Here is a 15996-nt window from a genome sequence, read left to right on the forward strand (position 1 = left end):
CCGAAAACTTGAACATTGCCACATTGAAAACTCGGTCGGGTGTAAAAGCTGGTTAGCTGGCATTCTCACTTAAATTTATCCATAATATTTACAACACCAGGCATTGTAGGAGAACTATCGCCGCTTAATATACCAGTATCTGCTCTACTAAAAATAGATTCGAATACAAGTTTCCTTTCTGCATCCGCAATTTTACCTTCTTTAACAAGTGCTAAATAAATTAGTGTTAGCTGCTCTCTTTCTTCAGCATCTCTTTGCAAATGGAATGAACTATAAGTTAATTTTGTAAATACTCTAGTAAGAAAAACTCCTAAGGATATTATAGTAGCTAGAATAACTAATCCTTTAATGCTTTCTGGTTTAAATTCGGTTATGCTATAGTGGAATGGCAACGGCAAATTATATAAAATCAACAAAAGCAAACAGGTCATTAAAATAATGTTGGCAACTAAAAAAGATAACCAGAGTTGACCTTTTTGTTTATAAAGCTTAGCTCTATTTTGCCAATACACAACTGGCCCTTCCAACTTTAGCTTCTCAGTATATAGTTTTTTTAATGAATTGAGGTCTTCATTGCCTTTGCTTATAAATCCTTCAACTTCACTTTTTCTATCTTTCTGCCAGCTCTCATTATCACTTATAAATTTAGTTTTCCAGTCTTCCAGCTTGTTATTGTACTGATTAAAAATAGCATCTAAGTCTTTAGTTTTTTGTATCCAATCATTGTTAATTTGAGCAATATTTTTATTCTCGGATTTGCTTCTCTGGACAATGCTTGTCTTATTTTGAGTTATAAACTCATAGCCGCGCAAGTAGCCTAATAATGCATCCTTATTACTTATGTTAAAACCGGAGTTAATTAAAAAGTTATGAGTATGCATTGCTTGTGAACTGTTATTTTCATATTCCTCATAAATAAACTTTGCTAAAGAGGTTGATGAGTAAATTAGACGTTGACCTTCTGGAACATTTGTGTGACTTAGTGAGCCTTTTATATTATTCCAATGTTGTTCAATTTGCGAAACATTCCAAGCGGGCGAATTGGATATGAGGGCATTTAAGTCATTAATTCGCTGAGTATAAAATCTAATGTAATAATCAATAATACTACTTCTACTTTTTAATTTTTCCCAATATTCCTTTTCCTTTGAATAGAACGATTTAATTTCACTTGCACCTTTTATGGTAAAATTAGCACCAGTAAAGTTGTCAGATATTGTTATTGTACAATTATCTAAAAATTCTTTTTTTTTCAATTCAATTTCATTCATTTTATGCTCATTTTAATTTGCCAGCTAACATATATTTATCAATAATGGCTTCCATCCCTAATTTTGATTAAAAGCCAAAAAATTTTCGTGATAAATTCCAAACGCTTGTCATTTATCACGGCTTAATTATTTGAAGAACCTCTTAAAACAAAGAAAATATTCCTGATAACCTGCATATTCAAAAATTGTTATCAAGATTTATTTCTCTTAAAAAATAAAAGAATCCGCAGCTAATTTTATAATTCACTGATGTAAAATCTAAATGGTGATCATTCTGAGTTTTAAAGAAAGCATTAGGCAGGGATGAGCAGTAACAGTAGATATGAAAAGAAATTAAATATGTAAGTCGGTACGCGGAAGATGCGTCAGGCATTAAGAACCCCTCTGTAATGCTTGGGCAAATTAAAATTTCAACTTTATAATTGCAAGAAAAATAATTCTTGGTTCGTGGTTGTTGGTTCTTGGTTCGTAGTTGAACTTACAGAACAATGATATTGCAGCCGTTATGGATTTGGAATGACGCGGATTATTGTCATCCTGACGAATGTCAGAATCTGCTTATATTTTCATTCCCACTTAACCAAGAACTGAGCCAACACCGCCTTTTGTGTGGAACCAAGAACTAAGCACTAAGAACTAAGAACTTTTTTGTCATCCATTCATTCAATCATTCAGACAATCAAGCAAAAATCTTTTTCTCTTCATCCTTCCCTCATTCCATCCTTCCCACCTTTGTAAAACCTTCCTATTATAGCTATATTTCGCCGCAAAATTTTTCAATTAATTATTAAAAAATGTTCATAATCCGCGGAAATCCGCTTAATCCGGGTTATCCGCGTTCTATCAGCTTAGTAAGGAAAATCGCTTTTGCAAAACATCCGTAACTTCTGCATAATCGCACATATCGACCACGGCAAATCGACTATTGCCGACGGACTTCTCGAGTTCACGCATACAATAAGCCAGCGTGAGGCGAAGGAGCAGCTGCTTGACAGTCTCGACCTCGAGCGCGAACGCGGAATTACGATCAAATCCCACGCGATACAGATGAAATATATCGCTCAGGATAAGAAAGAGTACGTTCTAAACCTGATCGATACACCCGGCCACGTCGATTTCTCCTACGAAGTATCACGCTCGCTCGCCGCGTGCGAAGGCGCTATTCTTATTGTAGACGCCGCGCAGGGTGTGGAAGCTCAGACAATCTCCAACTTATATATGGCAATAGATGCCGGACTTGAAATAGTGCCGGTTATTAACAAAATCGACCTGCCGAGCGCAATGGTAGACGTTGTTAAACACCAGATAATCGACCTGATCGGCTGTAAGGACGGGGATATAATTCTCGCAAGCGCGAAGACGCGTCAGGGTATCGACCAGATCCTCGAAGCGGTTGTTCAAAGAATTCCGTCTCCGGTTGGTGATGAAAATGCTCCCCTTCAGGCACTCATATTCGATTCAATTTTCGATTCGTACCGCGGAGCTGTGGCATACGTCCGACTCGTAAACGGAACACTTAAAGAGAAAGATGAAATCACATTCTTTACCAGCGGCAAAAAGTACCTTGCCGAAGAAGTCGGAATCCTTAGAATGGGAAGAATCAGATCCGGTGAGCTTCAGGCTGGAAATGTAGGATACCTGATTCCCGGAATAAAAGAATTACATGATACAAAAGTAGGCGATACTGTTACACATCTACGCAACGGTGCTGAAAGTCCATTGCCCGGTTATAAAGAAATTAAACCGATGGTATTCAGCGGATTATATCCAACGGATTCCGATGATTACGAAAACCTGCGCGACGCTCTCGATAAATACAGATTGAATGATTCGGCTCTCAGCTATGTACCCGAAACATCCGCCGCACTCGGATTCGGATTCCGGTGCGGATTCCTCGGTATGCTCCATATGGAAATTGTTCAGGAACGTCTGGAACGGGAATTCGATCAGTCGATCGTTACTACACTTCCGAACGTTGAATATTGGGTTTATACCAAGATTGGTGAGAAGGTTATTGTGGATAATCCGGCTGAAATGCCTGTTCAGGGTGATATAGAGAGAGTAGAAGAACCATATGTTAAAGCTCAGATAGTTACTCCGAGCGAGTACGTCGGGAACTTAATGCAGCTTGCGATTGAAAAAAGGGGAGTATATAAGAATACAACGTATATCGATCCTACAAGAGCCGATATACAGTTCGAATTCCCGCTCTCTGAAATTATTTTTGATTTCTACGATAAGCTTAAATCGATCTCGCGCGGCTATGCGTCGTTTGATTATGAGTATATAGGATACAGGGAATCGGATCTTGTTAAACTTGATATTATGCTTAACGGCGAGAAGGTTGATGCGCTTTCGATAATTGTTCATGAGAAGAAAGCTTATTCGTGGGGACAGAAAGTCTGCTCGAAGCTTAAGGATTTAATACCGCGGCAGATGTTCGAGATTGCCGTTCAGGCGGCTGTAGGTACGAAAGTTATTTCGAGAACAAATATAAAAGCATTGCGTAAAAACGTTCTTGCTAAATGTTACGGCGGCGATATTACACGTAAAAGAAAACTTCTGGAGAAACAGAAGGAAGGTAAACGGAGAATGAAACAGGTGGGCAATGTTGAAATACCGCAGGAAGCGTTTTTAGCAGTATTGCAGATTGAAGATTAAAAAGAAATAGAACGCGGATTACACTGAATGCCGGACGAATGGATGTTAAACATATTTATAATTCGTGTTCTATCAGCAAGATAGAAAAGAAGGAAAAAATTTTATGCCGGAAAAATTTGAAAAGAAGGAAAAATCATTGAAAGCTAACAGAACTCCATTACGACGCTTTTTAGATTTTATGAAAAATCTTCTCTTTGCGGCTATAGCCGCACTCCTGATCAAAACATTTTTAATAGAGACATCTCGCGTTCCCACCGGCTCGATGGAAAAGACAATTCTAATCGGAGATTTTCTTTTTGTAAATAAATTCATTTACGGCTCATCGTCACCGCGGAATATTCCATTCACTAATATAGCCCTTCCATATTTCCAGATGCCCGCAATCAGGGAACCCGAGAGGGGAGACATTGTTGTATTCGAATACCCGGGCGACCGCGACGAGCTCGTCCCAATGTCAATCGATAACTATGTAAAAAGGTGTATCGGAATTCCCGGTGATACAATCCACATTCAGGATAAAGTCGCATTTGTTAACGGGGAGGAGGCCTGGCGACCGCCTCACATTCAATATATTAATCCTTACACTACTCCGACAGGCGTTGTAAATCCGCGTATCTTCCCTAAAGGATCCAATTTTAATGAGGACAATTACGGACCCGTTGTTGTACCGAAAAAGGGCGACGTAATTCAATTGTCGCTCAGTAATATTGAAGCATGGCGGACTATAATCGACCGTGAATTCGGCAAACGCGTCGTTACCGTTGAAGGAAATCAGATCCTGATCGATAAAAAACCGGTTACTTCATATACGATTCAAAAAGATTATTACTTTATGATGGGCGATAACAGGGATGATAGTGCCGACAGCCGCTTCTGGGGATTCGTTCCGCGCGATAAGGTCGTAGGACAGGCATTCTTCATTTACTGGTCCTGGAATCCGGCTATTCCGTTCTCCGATTTATTTAATCTCCTCGGTTCGGTACGTATCGGTAGAATAGCGAAATTAGTCCATTGAGATTAAGAAAGATCAATTATTATCTTCAGTTGTAAATTAATAAGGTTTACTAATTCGATCTGCGGAACCTGATCTTAAAAATCAGAGTTCTGTCATTCTTTCATTATTATGAAAGGTGTAGCATGAGAACTTTCCTTACTCTTTCTTTCCTTCTGGTTTTATCCATAACCTCATTTTCACAGAATAAATACTTCATCACTTTTAAAGATAAAGGGAACGATGCAGTTCGGCTTGGCAAATCCTCTGCGATTTTTCAGGAAGCCGAAAAACTTCTTACAAAAGAAAGTATTGAACGGCGAAAGAGCGTAATGGGTGAAAATTATATAACGCTCGAAGACCTTCCTGTAAGCGAAAACTATGTTGCTTCTCTCGAATCCCTCGGAATTGAAATAATTCATAAATTAAAATGGTTCAACTCGGTTTCCTGCTATCTGACAGATGCCCAGTTGAACAGCGTAAAGCAATTATCATTTGTAAAAAGTATCGAAGAGGTAAAATCATTTAAAAGAAATGAACCCGTTGAAGAAAAATTGAATAATCCGCCGGTACTATATAAATCGAATTACCTTCTGGATTACGGACCGTCGCTTATTCAAAATGAACTATCCGAAATTCCCGTTGTTCACGATCTCGGAATCAACGGTCAGGATGTTATTATCGGACTACTCGATACCGGATTCAGAAAAACAATTCCTGCTCTTCAGGGAAGAACTGTGCTGGGAGAGAGGGATTTCATTCAGAACGATAATACCACATCGAATCAGGGTGACGACGCAACAAATCAGGACTCCCATGGAACTCACGTCTTCTCAATTATCGGCGGTTACGCACCGGGATTTCTGATCGGTCCGGCATTCGGTGCTAAATATTATATCGCTAAAACCGAGGACGTCCGTTCTGAAAGAAATGTTGAAGAGGATAATTATGCCGCGGCACTTGAATGGATGGAATCGCAGGGTGTTCATATTACTAGCAGCTCGCTCGGTTATTCCACATTTGATGTTGGGCAAACATCATATCTCTATTCTCAGATGGACGGTAAGTCAACTAAAGTTGCGCAGGCTGCTAATCTTGCGTTTGAAAGGGGAGTATCTACTTTCTCTTCTGCGGGTAACGAGGGACCAAGTTACTGGGGTATAAATGTAAGCGGAATTCAATCTCCGGCCGACGCGTTCAATTTAATTGCTGTAGGTGCTGTTGATAGATTCAATACCGTTACATCATTCAGCAGCCGTGGCCCGACTTTCGACGGCAGAATTAAACCTGAAATTGTAGCTCAGGGTTCTCAGGTTCAGTACGGCAATGTTTCTAATCAGTATGGATCAGGCGGGGGTACATCATATTCAGCTCCTATAGCCGCCGGTGTAGCAGCACTTTTAAAATCCGCATTCCCTCACCTTACAAATGTTCAGATCCGTCAGATTTTACTTGAGTCGGGCGATAATGCCGCGTCTCCTAATAACGAGAGGGGATATGGACTTATCTCTGCGAAACGTGCTATTACTTATCCTAATCTCAGCGGCTTTGCTCAGGGCCAGCCGGTTATAAATAAAATTTTTATTGCCAACGGCGGTATAAACGAAAACTCTATTAAGATTTATATTAGGGAAACAGGCGGGACATTTCAGCAGGCAACAATGGTAAAGAAATCCACTCTCGTCTTCAGTTATGACGTTCTACCGTTTTTTGCCGGTAAGAAACTGGAATTCTATTTCGAGTATCAGGATAACAGCGGATCTACTTTCCGCGAGCCGGTTATAAACAATTACCGCTTTACTTACGGTGGTCAGGTGATTGATAATGTTCTTACGGATTTAAAGGAGGATGAAAGGATTCCCTCTACATTTTCACTTGCGCAGAACTATCCGAATCCTTTTAATCCGGAAACAAAAATCACCTATACAATTAACAGACCGGAATTTGTATCGCTTAAAGTTTTCGACCTGCTCGGCAGGGAAGTTACGACTCTTGTAAATGAATTCAAGCAACCCGGTGTCTATACTTCGCAATTCTCTATTGGAAATTCAGCTTTATCATCCGGTGTCTATTTCTATACGCTCAAAGCAGGTGATTTTGTTCAATCGAAAAAAATGTTAGTGCTGAAGTAATACAGGGAAAATTTATGTCGCAGATCCTTTATCAGCAGCAGCTGAATTACCTTGAATCGTTCCGACCGGAACCGAATCCGTTAATTAAAGAGATGGAGGATTTTGCATCGGAAAAGCGAATCCCGATACTCGACTGGAAATCAGCCGAGCTTCTCGAACAGATTATAATGATATCAAGACCCAAACGCGTTCTGGAGATCGGAACCGCAATCGCGTATTCTGCTGTCAGAATTGCCCGTAAACTGAAGAAGAAGGGTACCATCGATACTATCGAAAAAAGTCTCGATAATATTTCTCTCGCAACCGATTACATCAAACGTGCCCAACTCGAAAAACAGATCAATCTCATTCAGGGCGATGCGCTCGAAATCATGCCCCTTCTTACTAAAAAGTATGAGCTGATCTTTCTCGATGCCGATAAAGAGGATTATGAAAAACTTTTTTATTACTCCCTCATGCTTCTCAAGAAAGGAGGGGTAATCTTTGTGGATAATCTTATGTGGCACGGGTATCCTGCAGCTTCCAAGGTCCCTCCTTCCTATAAAAATTCTACAAAGCATGTAAGGGAATTCAATAAACTCTTTATGAATCAGACTGCGCTTAAAACTTCTATCTATCCTGTCGGTGATGGTGTTGGAATAGGGGTAAAGATTTGACTAATAAAAATTCAATTTCAATTCTTGACGCGATAGAAAAACTATCTAAAGGGAAATTGAATTTCCGTGACGATCTTGAGCGGATTATCGAAATTTCAATTGAGAAGGGGACAATTAAGGGTCTTGAAGAACTCTCATTTCAGGCCAGGTACTCTCAGGGATTGCTCTCAATCGTAAAGAACCGCGATAATAAAATTGATGACGAATATTTTGCCAGGATTCAAAAGGAGTATATGGATTCCATTCTCAGAATAAAATCTCAAATTGAATTGATACTTGGTCACTCATCGGAATTTATCAGGCAGGTCTTTTCGGAAAAATATTTTGAAATGAATCAGAAGAGCCTTAATAACCTTAATCTGCTCTGTAACGATCTCTCTTTTCTAAAACTTTATTTAAATGATTTAAAGAGAAGTGATGAACAAAAAAAAGGGGATTGAGCTATTCAATCCCCTTTAAAAAAAAATTCTACCTGTGTTTTCTCAACGTCTCTGAATATTTCTCAGCAACTTCCTGAACAGATTTGCTCGAGATAAGATTGTAAATCCTGTTGCGAAGGTCGGACCATTCTTCATGGAGCGGACACGGATTTTCTTCGGAACATTCTTTTAATCCGGTAACGCATTTCAGGTTGATTACAGGTCCTTCAACCCTTTCAACAATTTCAAGTATCGAGCTTTTCTTTGCCAGTTCTGTAATTTTAAATCCGCCGCCTCTTCCCTTAAATGAATCAACATAACCGTATTTAGCCATCCTTTGTAAGATTTTTGCAAGATAATGAGCCGGAATATCCTCGCTCTTAGCTATTTCGGAGGACATAATTAAACTCTCTTTCGATTGACGCGCCAGAAAGAGTATTGCTCTTATCGCGTATTCGCCTGTTTTTGTGTAGATCATATTGAACCTTTTATGTTATATGATTTTTTCACTTATTATGGGAGGATTATATCCTAATTAAAATTAAGTAAATCACCCCTCTTTGTCAATAATTTATTTTTTTCTTATCAACTCAATTGAATTTTTTCCAGCCCCGTCACGTTCATATCATAAAACCAATAAATGTGTTAAATTTAAGCCCGCTAAAATTTTTTTTAAGTTTTCATTCACTAAATGAAAGAGGGTTACAATGTCTAAATCGTTTGAAATTATAGAAAGAGTCGGAGTTTCCACCGAAAGTATATCAGATGCAGTTAAATCGGTTCTTCAGGAAGCTAATTCCGAAAAAAAAGTCGGATGGTTCGAAGTTGTTGAAGAAAGAGGGCGTATTACATCCGACGGCAAAGTCGAATTTCAGGTAACTGTAAAAATTGGCAGAAAATTATCAGAATAAAAATAAAAGGAGAAAAAATGGCTTTAAAGATTGGTGATGTTGCACCTGATTTTACACTGAAAAATGCAAATAACGAAGCTTTTACTTTGAGTGACTTTAAAGGGAAGAAAAATGTTGTCCTTCTCTTCTTCCCGGCTGTCGGAACCTCTGTGTGCGAAAAAGAATTATGCTCTACCAGAGACAGCATGAAAGATTACGAAAACCTAGATGCCCAGGTTTTGGCTATAAGCGTTGACGGACCGTTTGCCCAGAAACTCTGGACAGACCGCCATCAGTTTAATTTCCCGCTTCTCAGCGATTTTAATAAGGAAGTCTCTACAAAATATGATGCTATTTATGATGTATGGCTTCCTGAAAAATTTGCTCTTAAAGGTGTATCAAAGCGTTCTGCATTTGTAATAGACAAGCAAGGCATTGTTAAGTATGCAGAAGTACTTGAGGTCGCCGGCAATGAACCTGATTATAATGCGATCCGGGAAACTCTGAAAAATCTCGGTTAGTTTTACGTTTATAAGGAGAGACAATTTAATCTCTCCTTTTTTATTTTAAAGGAACTATTTTAATCATTGGCTCTGTTCAGTTTTATTTGGAAGGGAGAATCTCAATGCCTGAAACAGGTAAAAAAGCACCGCCGTTTTCTGTTTTCGACTCGAACGGCGTAAAAGTTTCGCTTAATGATTTTAAAGGCAGAAAAGTTGTACTCTATTTCTATCCGAAGGATAATACTTCCGGCTGCACTAAAGAAGCATGCGATTTCAGGGATTTCTTCCCCGACTTTAAGAAACTTAAAGCTGCGGTTATTGGAATCAGTCCCGATTCTGTTGAATCTCATAAAAAGTTTGTACAGAAACTGAACCTTCCATTTATTCTCCTTAGCGACGAAAAAAAAGAAGTTGTACAGAAGTATGGAGTCTGGAAGGAAAAAAGTATGTATGGTAAAAAATATATGGGTGTTGAAAGAACAACATTCGTGATTAATGAAGAAGGAAAGATCGTTAAGATTTTTCCGAAAGTTAAAGTAAACGGCCATGTTGAGGAAGTTATCCGCTCTCTTAAAGATTAATCGTTACAGGTCATTATAAATGCTATATCTTACAAGAAGGGAAGTCTTCAGCGCATCTCATCGCCTCTATAACGAAAATTATTCCGATGAGGAAAATCTCCGTGTGTTCGGTAAATGCAGCAATCCCAACGGACATGGTCATAATTACGTACTCGAGGTGGTTGTCTGTGGTGAAATTGATAACAGCACCGGATATGTTATCGATCTGAAAATTTTGAAGGAGATTATAAGAGAACATGTTATAAGGAAAGTAGATCATAAGAATCTTAATGTTGATGTCGATTTTATGCGCGGGGTTATACCGACTGCAGAGAATATTGCAATCGGAATCTGGAATCAGCTCGAAGGTAACATCCCTTCGGGTGTGCTCTATTCGGTTAAAATCTACGAAACAGAAAATAATTATGTAGAATATAGAGGAAAGGAACGGAGTTGAAACTAGAAAAGCTTGAACAGAATGTAAAATCAATTCTCGAAGAGATTGGCGAAGATGTAAACAGGGAAGGCCTTCTCAAAACACCGCACAGGGTTGCCAAAGCATACGAATTTCTAGTGCAGGGTTATAATAAGAGTATTGATGATGTGCTTAACGGTGCCATCTTCGAAGAAAAATATGATGAAATGGTTATTGTTAAGGATATCGATTTTTACAGTATGTGCGAACATCACCTTCTTCCGTTCTTCGGCAAGATTCATATTGCCTACATACCAGGAGGTAAAATCGTTGGACTTTCCAAGATTCCCCGGATTGTAGATGTCTTTTCCAGAAGATTGCAGGTTCAGGAAAGAATGACCCAACAGATTGCCGATACAATCGATCACTACCTTAACCCTATCGGTGTTGGCGTGGTTGCTGAAGGTTACCATATGTGTATGATGATGCGGGGTGTCCAGAAACAGAATTCGATTACTACCACCAGTGCCATGCATGGTATCTTTAAGTCGGATGCCAGAACACGTTCCGAATTTCTGAACCTTATTTCTCTGAAGAAGATTTTATGAGTGAACGTTTAAAAGCTGTCTGGATTACTGGCTCCAGTTCTGGAATCGGAAAAGCACTCACAATTGAATTTGCTTCCAACGGCGAGACTGTTATTGCCACTTCACGTAGAAAATCCATTGTTCAGAATTATGCGGATCAACTCGGTAAATTTTCAGGGAATGTTATCCCTTACCAGCTTGATGTTGGTAACCCACTGGAAATAAGTGATTTTTATGATGAAATCTCTGCCCATTACGATATTAACGGCTTGATCAATAATGCCGGCTTAACTTCTTTTAAACCTGCAACAGAAGATTCATTCGAAGAGATAAAAAATATTATCGATGTAAATCTTCTTGGCGCAATCTTCGCCATTAAAACCGTTCTGCCTTCTATGATTTCCCGCAATAGCGGAATCATAATCAATATTTTATCGGTTGTTACTCAGAAAATATTTATGAACAGCAGTGCTTATTCTGCTTCTAAACACGGTCTTCTCGCTTATTCAAAAGTGTTGAGGGAGGAAGTAAGAAAAAATAACATCAGGATTCTTAATGTTTCCCCCGGCGCTACTAAAACTTCTATCTGGCCGAATCACGTTCTCGAAAAATATTCTCACCGGATGATGTCGCCGGAAGAAATAGCTAAAATTATTTACCAGTTCTATTCTCAAAAATCGATCCTCGTTGCCGAGGAGATTGTATTACGTCCTATTCAGGGTGATCTGTAAAAATTTGTTTAAAACTAAAAGCCCCGATTTTTAGTCGGGGCTCTTTAATTACCTCATACTTCCCATCATTCTCTCTTTAACACGTTCTTTAATTATACCTCGTGCAGCACCTCTCATCATTTTATGCTTGCGGTCCATTCCTAATTGTTTGCTCCAGATTGCCTTCTGTTCGTCATTCAAAATTTTATTTATTGCGATCCACTTCTTTACAGAAAGCGATTTCATCTCTGCCTGAAGTTTGCTGTTTGCATCGGTTAAATCGATCAGCTTCTTTTCATCGACTTTATTTTCAGCCGCCATCTTCTTTAATTCAAGACGGTTCTTTTCGATTGCGGATTTCAGATCAATTACTTTTTTCTGATGCTCAAATGTAATTTCTCTGAACTGTTTCTCCTGGTCCTCTGTTAAATTGAGTCTCTCCGGCACTGATCTCATTCCGGGATTCTGCATCCTTTTCATTCTCTCAGCCGGCTGGGCTGTTAATGTAATGGAAAGTGCAACAAGTAATACTGTTAATAAAGATGTTCTTTTCATGATGCCTCCTTTATGTTGAAATATGTTTTCTCATTTTGTTATTTTGACAGAGACCGGTAGGATCAGGTTTAAATCATCCCGGAATTTGCCCTTCTTCTCCCCGAAGATTATTATTGGTTCGCTGTTTTGATTAAACCTGAACGGATAACAGTTTGTCTATTTTTTGAATAATTTTAAAAAGATGCAATTAGATAACGATTTCGAATTAATTGAGAAGTTTGTTTCGGGAGATGAATCCGCTTTCAATATATTGGCCAGAAAATACCAGAAAAAAATTTACTGGCATGCCCGGCAGATGCTCGGGGATCATCTGGATGCCGACGAGGTTACGCAGGAAGTTCTTATTGTAATGTATAATAAATTAAAAACGTTCGGATTCAAATCTTCTCTTTATACCTGGATCTATAAAATTGTTACGACCAGGAGTCTGAACCAGATTAAAAGAAAAAAATTGAAACGGCTGATCTCTTTCGAAAATACCGATGAGAAGAACCTTACGTCTTCTCACGATATAGTCAGGGATATTGCAAATAAGGAGAAACTCGAAAAGGTTAATAAAGCGCTCAACACTCTGCCCCCTAAACAAAGGCAGATTTTTGTTCTGCGTAACTTTGATCAGCTCTCTTATGAAGAAATTTCTGAAATAACAGGAAAAAGTGTCGGGGGATTAAAAGCTAATTATTTTCATGCATTGAAGAAAATTGTGGAGTTGGTTGATGAAAAAGAATGATGATAAAATATTAAGATATCTCTCAGGTCTGATGGACCCGGTTGAAGAGAAATTCTTTTTGAAAGAACTTGAATCCGATTCGAATCTCAGCAGCAGGTTCCATTCAATTAAAGAAGGCATAGACGGGCTCTCCTCAACGCGTGAGATTGAAACTGATGAACTCTATTTTAACTCCCTGGTCCCTAAGGTTAGGGAGAGACTGGAATTGTCCGATGGTAAAGGAATTCTAAAAAAATATTCGATTGCAATCCCTGTTCTGGCAACTGTTCTCATTGTGGCCCTTCTTACAATTCTTCCCAACAAGAACGGAGTTGAACAGAACATATCTTTAGTCGATGAAATTGTAAATAATATTGATGATGATGAAATTGCAGATATTCTGATCAACGACCATACATTCGAATCGGTCATCGCTCAGAATACGAACGGAAACGGATTCGATTCACTGCTGCCTGATGATGTTTCTATCCCTCAGACGGCAATTAACAGATATGTCGATTACTCTAAGGTCGATTATTCTCAGGTCGAAAATCTTAGTAACCCTGAATTTGAAAAACTATATAAAAATTTAAGTATGATCACTTTCGAAAAGGTATCGAAATGAAAAAATATTATTTCTTTCTTCTAATGTTTGCTTTTGTCTTTACATTGAACGGTCAGGATAAAAGGGACCAGCGTCCGTTTGAAAAAATTGAACAGCTCGAGAAAGCTAAATTGATTGAGGTGCTCGACCTCGATGAGGAAACTGCGGTTAAATTCTTCGCCCGCCGTAATGAACATCATAAAGCACAGAGGGATATGATGCGCAGCCGCCAGAACCTCCTCGAAGACCTTGAAAAAAGTATAAAAGATAAAATTTCAAAAGATGCCTATTACACGGATCAGGTAAACAAAATCTTTGAGATCGACAAACAGATGTCGGTTGAAAAACAGAATTTTATCCGTTCTCTCGGCGATATTCTGAATCCTCAGCAGATTGCTAAGTTTGCTGTATTTGAATTCAAATTCCGTCGCGAGATCGCTCAATCCTTAATGAGTAAAAAAAGACCCAAAGATTGAAAGATAAATCCCCGTGATGTAAAAAATTACCCCGAAGAAAATATTCTGTTGCATTTTTTTTCGTCGAGGCCTATCTTGCAACACATTTTTTTGCGGAAGTGGTGAAATTGGCATACACGCTACTTTGAGGGGGTAGTGCCCGTTAGGGCGTGCGGGTTCAAGTCCCGCCTTCCGCACCCGGTTTATCAACTAATTTATTAAAAGGTATAATTATGAAGAAAAATTGGATATCTCTTTTCGTATCACTTTTTCTGGTAACCTCGATCTCTTTGGCTCAGGATATGCCCCCTGATGCTGCTAAGGCATATAATGAGGGAAATAAATTTATGAAGGCTGGTGATTACGACGGTGCCGTTCAACAGTATAATGAAGCTTTAAAAACTTCTAAGGATTATAGAATTTATTATCAGCTTGGTGTTACACTTAAAAAACAGAATAAACTTGAAGATGCAGAAGCTGCTTTTAATTCCTGTATTAAAAGCAATCCAAATTTTGAAATTGCTTACAATGGCCTCGGTGGTACCTACTTCCAGGATGGTAAATATGCCGAAGCTGTCGAGAGTTTCAAAAAGTTCGAGGAATTGACTAAACAGAAATCGCATAAGGAACAGGCAAGACAATATGTATCCCGCGCTCTTGTTAAACTTGGCGAACAGACTAAAAAGGACGGCAACTACGCTAAAGCAATTGAACAGTTGAACGAGGCAATCAAATATCATCAGCTCGATGCCGCTTATATTCTCCTTGCAACAACTTATTATGAGAACGGCGAGTACGATAAAGCTATTGCAACTGCAGATAATGTCATCAATATGAAATCGAGCGGTCTTAAAGGTGCTGCATATTATTATAAAGGAATGGGTCTGAAACAGAAACAGGATATATCAAAAGCAAAAGAGAATTTTGAACTGGCAAAAAGGGATGCACAGTATAAGCGCCTTGCGGACTATGAACTGAATCTGCTCAAATAGATTTTTTGGGCCCCCTCATTCAGGGGGCTTTTTCTTTCCCTGTTGCTGTTTTTATATCCTTTTTACATTCAAGAAATTTCTGGAGTTCTATCACGACTGAAAATTTTTTAATGGCACTCCTTCTTGCATCAATTCTTGCTTTCATTTCATACCGTTTTAAGTTTCTTACACCCGGTGGTTCTTTTGCGCAATTTATCCTTGCAATAATCATTTTTGGAATAGGCGGTCTAATTTGGAGCATTCCGATTCTTCTTTTCTTCTTTTCAGCAAGCTTCTTTTCTGTAATCAAAACGGCAAGAACCGCAATTAATGAGAGAATTAATAAACCGGGAACTGCCAGGAATCAAAACCAGGTAATTGCGAATGGCGGTATTGCAGGACTTCTTGTTGTGCTCTATTATTTTTCTAGTGATGATCTTTTTTTTCTGCTTTATCTTTCTGCTGTTAGTATAGTCTGTTCAGATACATGGTCAACTGAATTTGGAACCTGGAAAAAATGGCCGACGTATAATATTTTGAATTTCCGTAAAATGGATCAGGGACTCTCCGGTGGTGTTTCTTTTGCCGGAACTTTGGCAGGATTAGCCGGAGCAATTATTATTGCACTGTCAGGATTTATATTGATCAGGTTTAACCTTAATGATTTTGTGATTATTATTATATCCGGAATATTTGGTAATATAATTGACAGCATACTTGGCTCGTCAATTCAGGTTAAGTACAAATGCCGTGTTTGCGGTTTTATTCTGGAATCCGGTTTTCATTGCAATACAACTACTGAATATTTTAAAGGTATCAGATTAATTAACAACGATGCCGTCAATTTTATTTCTGTTTTAACCGGTGTTTCTCTTGGTTTACTTTTATTTCTAATAATTTAGAATTG

19 protein-coding genes and 1 tRNA gene are annotated in these 15996 nt (G+C 38.7%); 17 read left to right on the top strand and 3 right to left on the bottom strand.

Annotated features, from left to right (window positions below; all coding sequences use genetic code 11):
- Window positions 1-65: 65 nt before the first annotated feature.
- Entirely contained in the window at window positions 66-1271 is a 1206-nt protein-coding gene (locus PLZ15_07755; protein HOI29646.1) for a DUF6161 domain-containing protein, read from the bottom strand.
- Window positions 1272-2138: 867 nt separating this feature from the next.
- Here PLZ15_07755 and lepA point away from each other — a divergent pair.
- From lepA to PLZ15_07780, 5 genes are all read left to right on the top strand, one after another.
- A complete protein-coding gene (lepA, locus tag PLZ15_07760) occupies window positions 2139-3932 on the top strand; it encodes a translation elongation factor 4 (protein HOI29647.1) in 1794 nt (597 codons plus the stop codon).
- A 103-nt stretch (window positions 3933-4035) separates the two neighbouring features.
- Window positions 4036-4947 (top strand): signal peptidase I, encoded by a 912-nt coding sequence (gene lepB, locus PLZ15_07765; protein HOI29648.1) that lies wholly within the window; start codon window positions 4036-4038, stop codon window positions 4945-4947.
- A gap of 122 nt (window positions 4948-5069) precedes the next feature.
- Entirely contained in the window at window positions 5070-7055 is a 1986-nt protein-coding gene (locus PLZ15_07770; protein HOI29649.1) for a S8 family serine peptidase, read from the top strand.
- Window positions 7056-7069: 14 nt separating this feature from the next.
- Window positions 7070-7711 (top strand): O-methyltransferase, encoded by a 642-nt coding sequence (locus PLZ15_07775; GenBank protein HOI29650.1) that lies wholly within the window; start codon window positions 7070-7072, stop codon window positions 7709-7711.
- A complete protein-coding gene (locus PLZ15_07780; GenBank protein HOI29651.1) occupies window positions 7708-8151 on the top strand; it encodes a hypothetical protein in 444 nt (147 codons plus the stop codon). The genes PLZ15_07775 and PLZ15_07780 overlap by 4 nt, the downstream gene beginning before the upstream one ends.
- A gap of 28 nt (window positions 8152-8179) precedes the next feature.
- Here the strand turns inward: PLZ15_07780 and PLZ15_07785 are convergent, their stop codons facing one another.
- Window positions 8180-8608 (bottom strand): Rrf2 family transcriptional regulator, encoded by a 429-nt coding sequence (locus PLZ15_07785; GenBank protein HOI29652.1) that lies wholly within the window; start codon window positions 8606-8608, stop codon window positions 8180-8182.
- A 229-nt stretch (window positions 8609-8837) separates the two neighbouring features.
- Here PLZ15_07785 and PLZ15_07790 point away from each other — a divergent pair, with 229 nt between their 5' ends.
- The 6 genes from PLZ15_07790 (at window position 8838) to PLZ15_07815 (ending at window position 11816) form a co-directional block, all read left to right on the top strand.
- Window positions 8838-9041: a dodecin family protein gene (locus PLZ15_07790; GenBank protein ID HOI29653.1), complete on the top strand. Its 204-nt coding sequence runs from the start codon at window positions 8838-8840 to the stop codon at window positions 9039-9041.
- Between the two features lie 17 nt (window positions 9042-9058).
- Window positions 9059-9541, top strand: a complete 483-nt coding sequence (locus PLZ15_07795) for a redoxin domain-containing protein (protein ID HOI29654.1) — start codon at window positions 9059-9061, stop codon at window positions 9539-9541.
- A gap of 104 nt (window positions 9542-9645) precedes the next feature.
- The gene (bcp, locus tag PLZ15_07800; protein HOI29655.1) at window positions 9646-10104 is read left to right on the top strand and encodes a thioredoxin-dependent thiol peroxidase; all 459 of its coding nucleotides are present in this window, start codon (window positions 9646-9648) and stop codon (window positions 10102-10104) included.
- A 19-nt stretch (window positions 10105-10123) separates the two neighbouring features.
- Window positions 10124-10540, top strand: a complete 417-nt coding sequence (locus PLZ15_07805) for a 6-carboxytetrahydropterin synthase (protein ID HOI29656.1) — start codon at window positions 10124-10126, stop codon at window positions 10538-10540.
- On the top strand, window positions 10537-11106 hold the full coding sequence (gene folE / locus PLZ15_07810) for a GTP cyclohydrolase I FolE (GenBank protein HOI29657.1): 570 nt from the start codon (window positions 10537-10539) through the stop codon (window positions 11104-11106). The genes PLZ15_07805 and folE overlap by 4 nt, the downstream gene beginning before the upstream one ends.
- Window positions 11103-11816, top strand: coding sequence for an SDR family oxidoreductase (locus tag PLZ15_07815; GenBank protein ID HOI29658.1), 714 nt, complete (start codon window positions 11103-11105; stop codon window positions 11814-11816). The genes folE and PLZ15_07815 overlap by 4 nt, the downstream gene beginning before the upstream one ends.
- A gap of 48 nt (window positions 11817-11864) precedes the next feature.
- Here PLZ15_07815 and PLZ15_07820 read toward each other — a convergent pair whose 3' ends face one another.
- A complete protein-coding gene (locus PLZ15_07820) occupies window positions 11865-12350 on the bottom strand; it encodes a periplasmic heavy metal sensor (protein HOI29659.1) in 486 nt (161 codons plus the stop codon).
- Between the two features lie 181 nt (window positions 12351-12531).
- Here PLZ15_07820 and PLZ15_07825 point away from each other — a divergent pair, with 181 nt between their 5' ends.
- From PLZ15_07825 to PLZ15_07850, 6 genes are all read left to right on the top strand, one after another.
- The gene (locus tag PLZ15_07825; GenBank protein HOI29660.1) at window positions 12532-13080 is read left to right on the top strand and encodes an RNA polymerase sigma factor; all 549 of its coding nucleotides are present in this window, start codon (window positions 12532-12534) and stop codon (window positions 13078-13080) included.
- Complete coding sequence (locus PLZ15_07830; GenBank protein HOI29661.1) at window positions 13067-13684, top strand: hypothetical protein; 618 nt, start codon at window positions 13067-13069, stop codon at window positions 13682-13684. Before PLZ15_07825 ends, PLZ15_07830 begins: the two co-directional genes overlap by 14 nt.
- On the top strand, window positions 13681-14139 hold the full coding sequence (locus PLZ15_07835) for a hypothetical protein (protein HOI29662.1): 459 nt from the start codon (window positions 13681-13683) through the stop codon (window positions 14137-14139). The genes PLZ15_07830 and PLZ15_07835 overlap by 4 nt, the downstream gene beginning before the upstream one ends.
- 92 nt (window positions 14140-14231) lie before the next feature.
- Window positions 14232-14315, top strand: a tRNA-Leu gene (locus PLZ15_07840).
- A 36-nt stretch (window positions 14316-14351) separates the two neighbouring features.
- Window positions 14352-15110, top strand: coding sequence for a tetratricopeptide repeat protein (locus PLZ15_07845; protein HOI29663.1), 759 nt, complete (start codon window positions 14352-14354; stop codon window positions 15108-15110).
- Between the two features lie 110 nt (window positions 15111-15220).
- Window positions 15221-15991: a DUF92 domain-containing protein gene (locus tag PLZ15_07850; protein HOI29664.1), complete on the top strand. Its 771-nt coding sequence runs from the start codon at window positions 15221-15223 to the stop codon at window positions 15989-15991.
- Window positions 15992-15996: the final 5 nt, after the last annotated feature.

The organism is Melioribacteraceae bacterium (assembly GCA_035362835.1).
Taxonomy (GTDB): Bacteria; Bacteroidota; Ignavibacteria; order Ignavibacteriales; family Melioribacteraceae; genus DSXH01.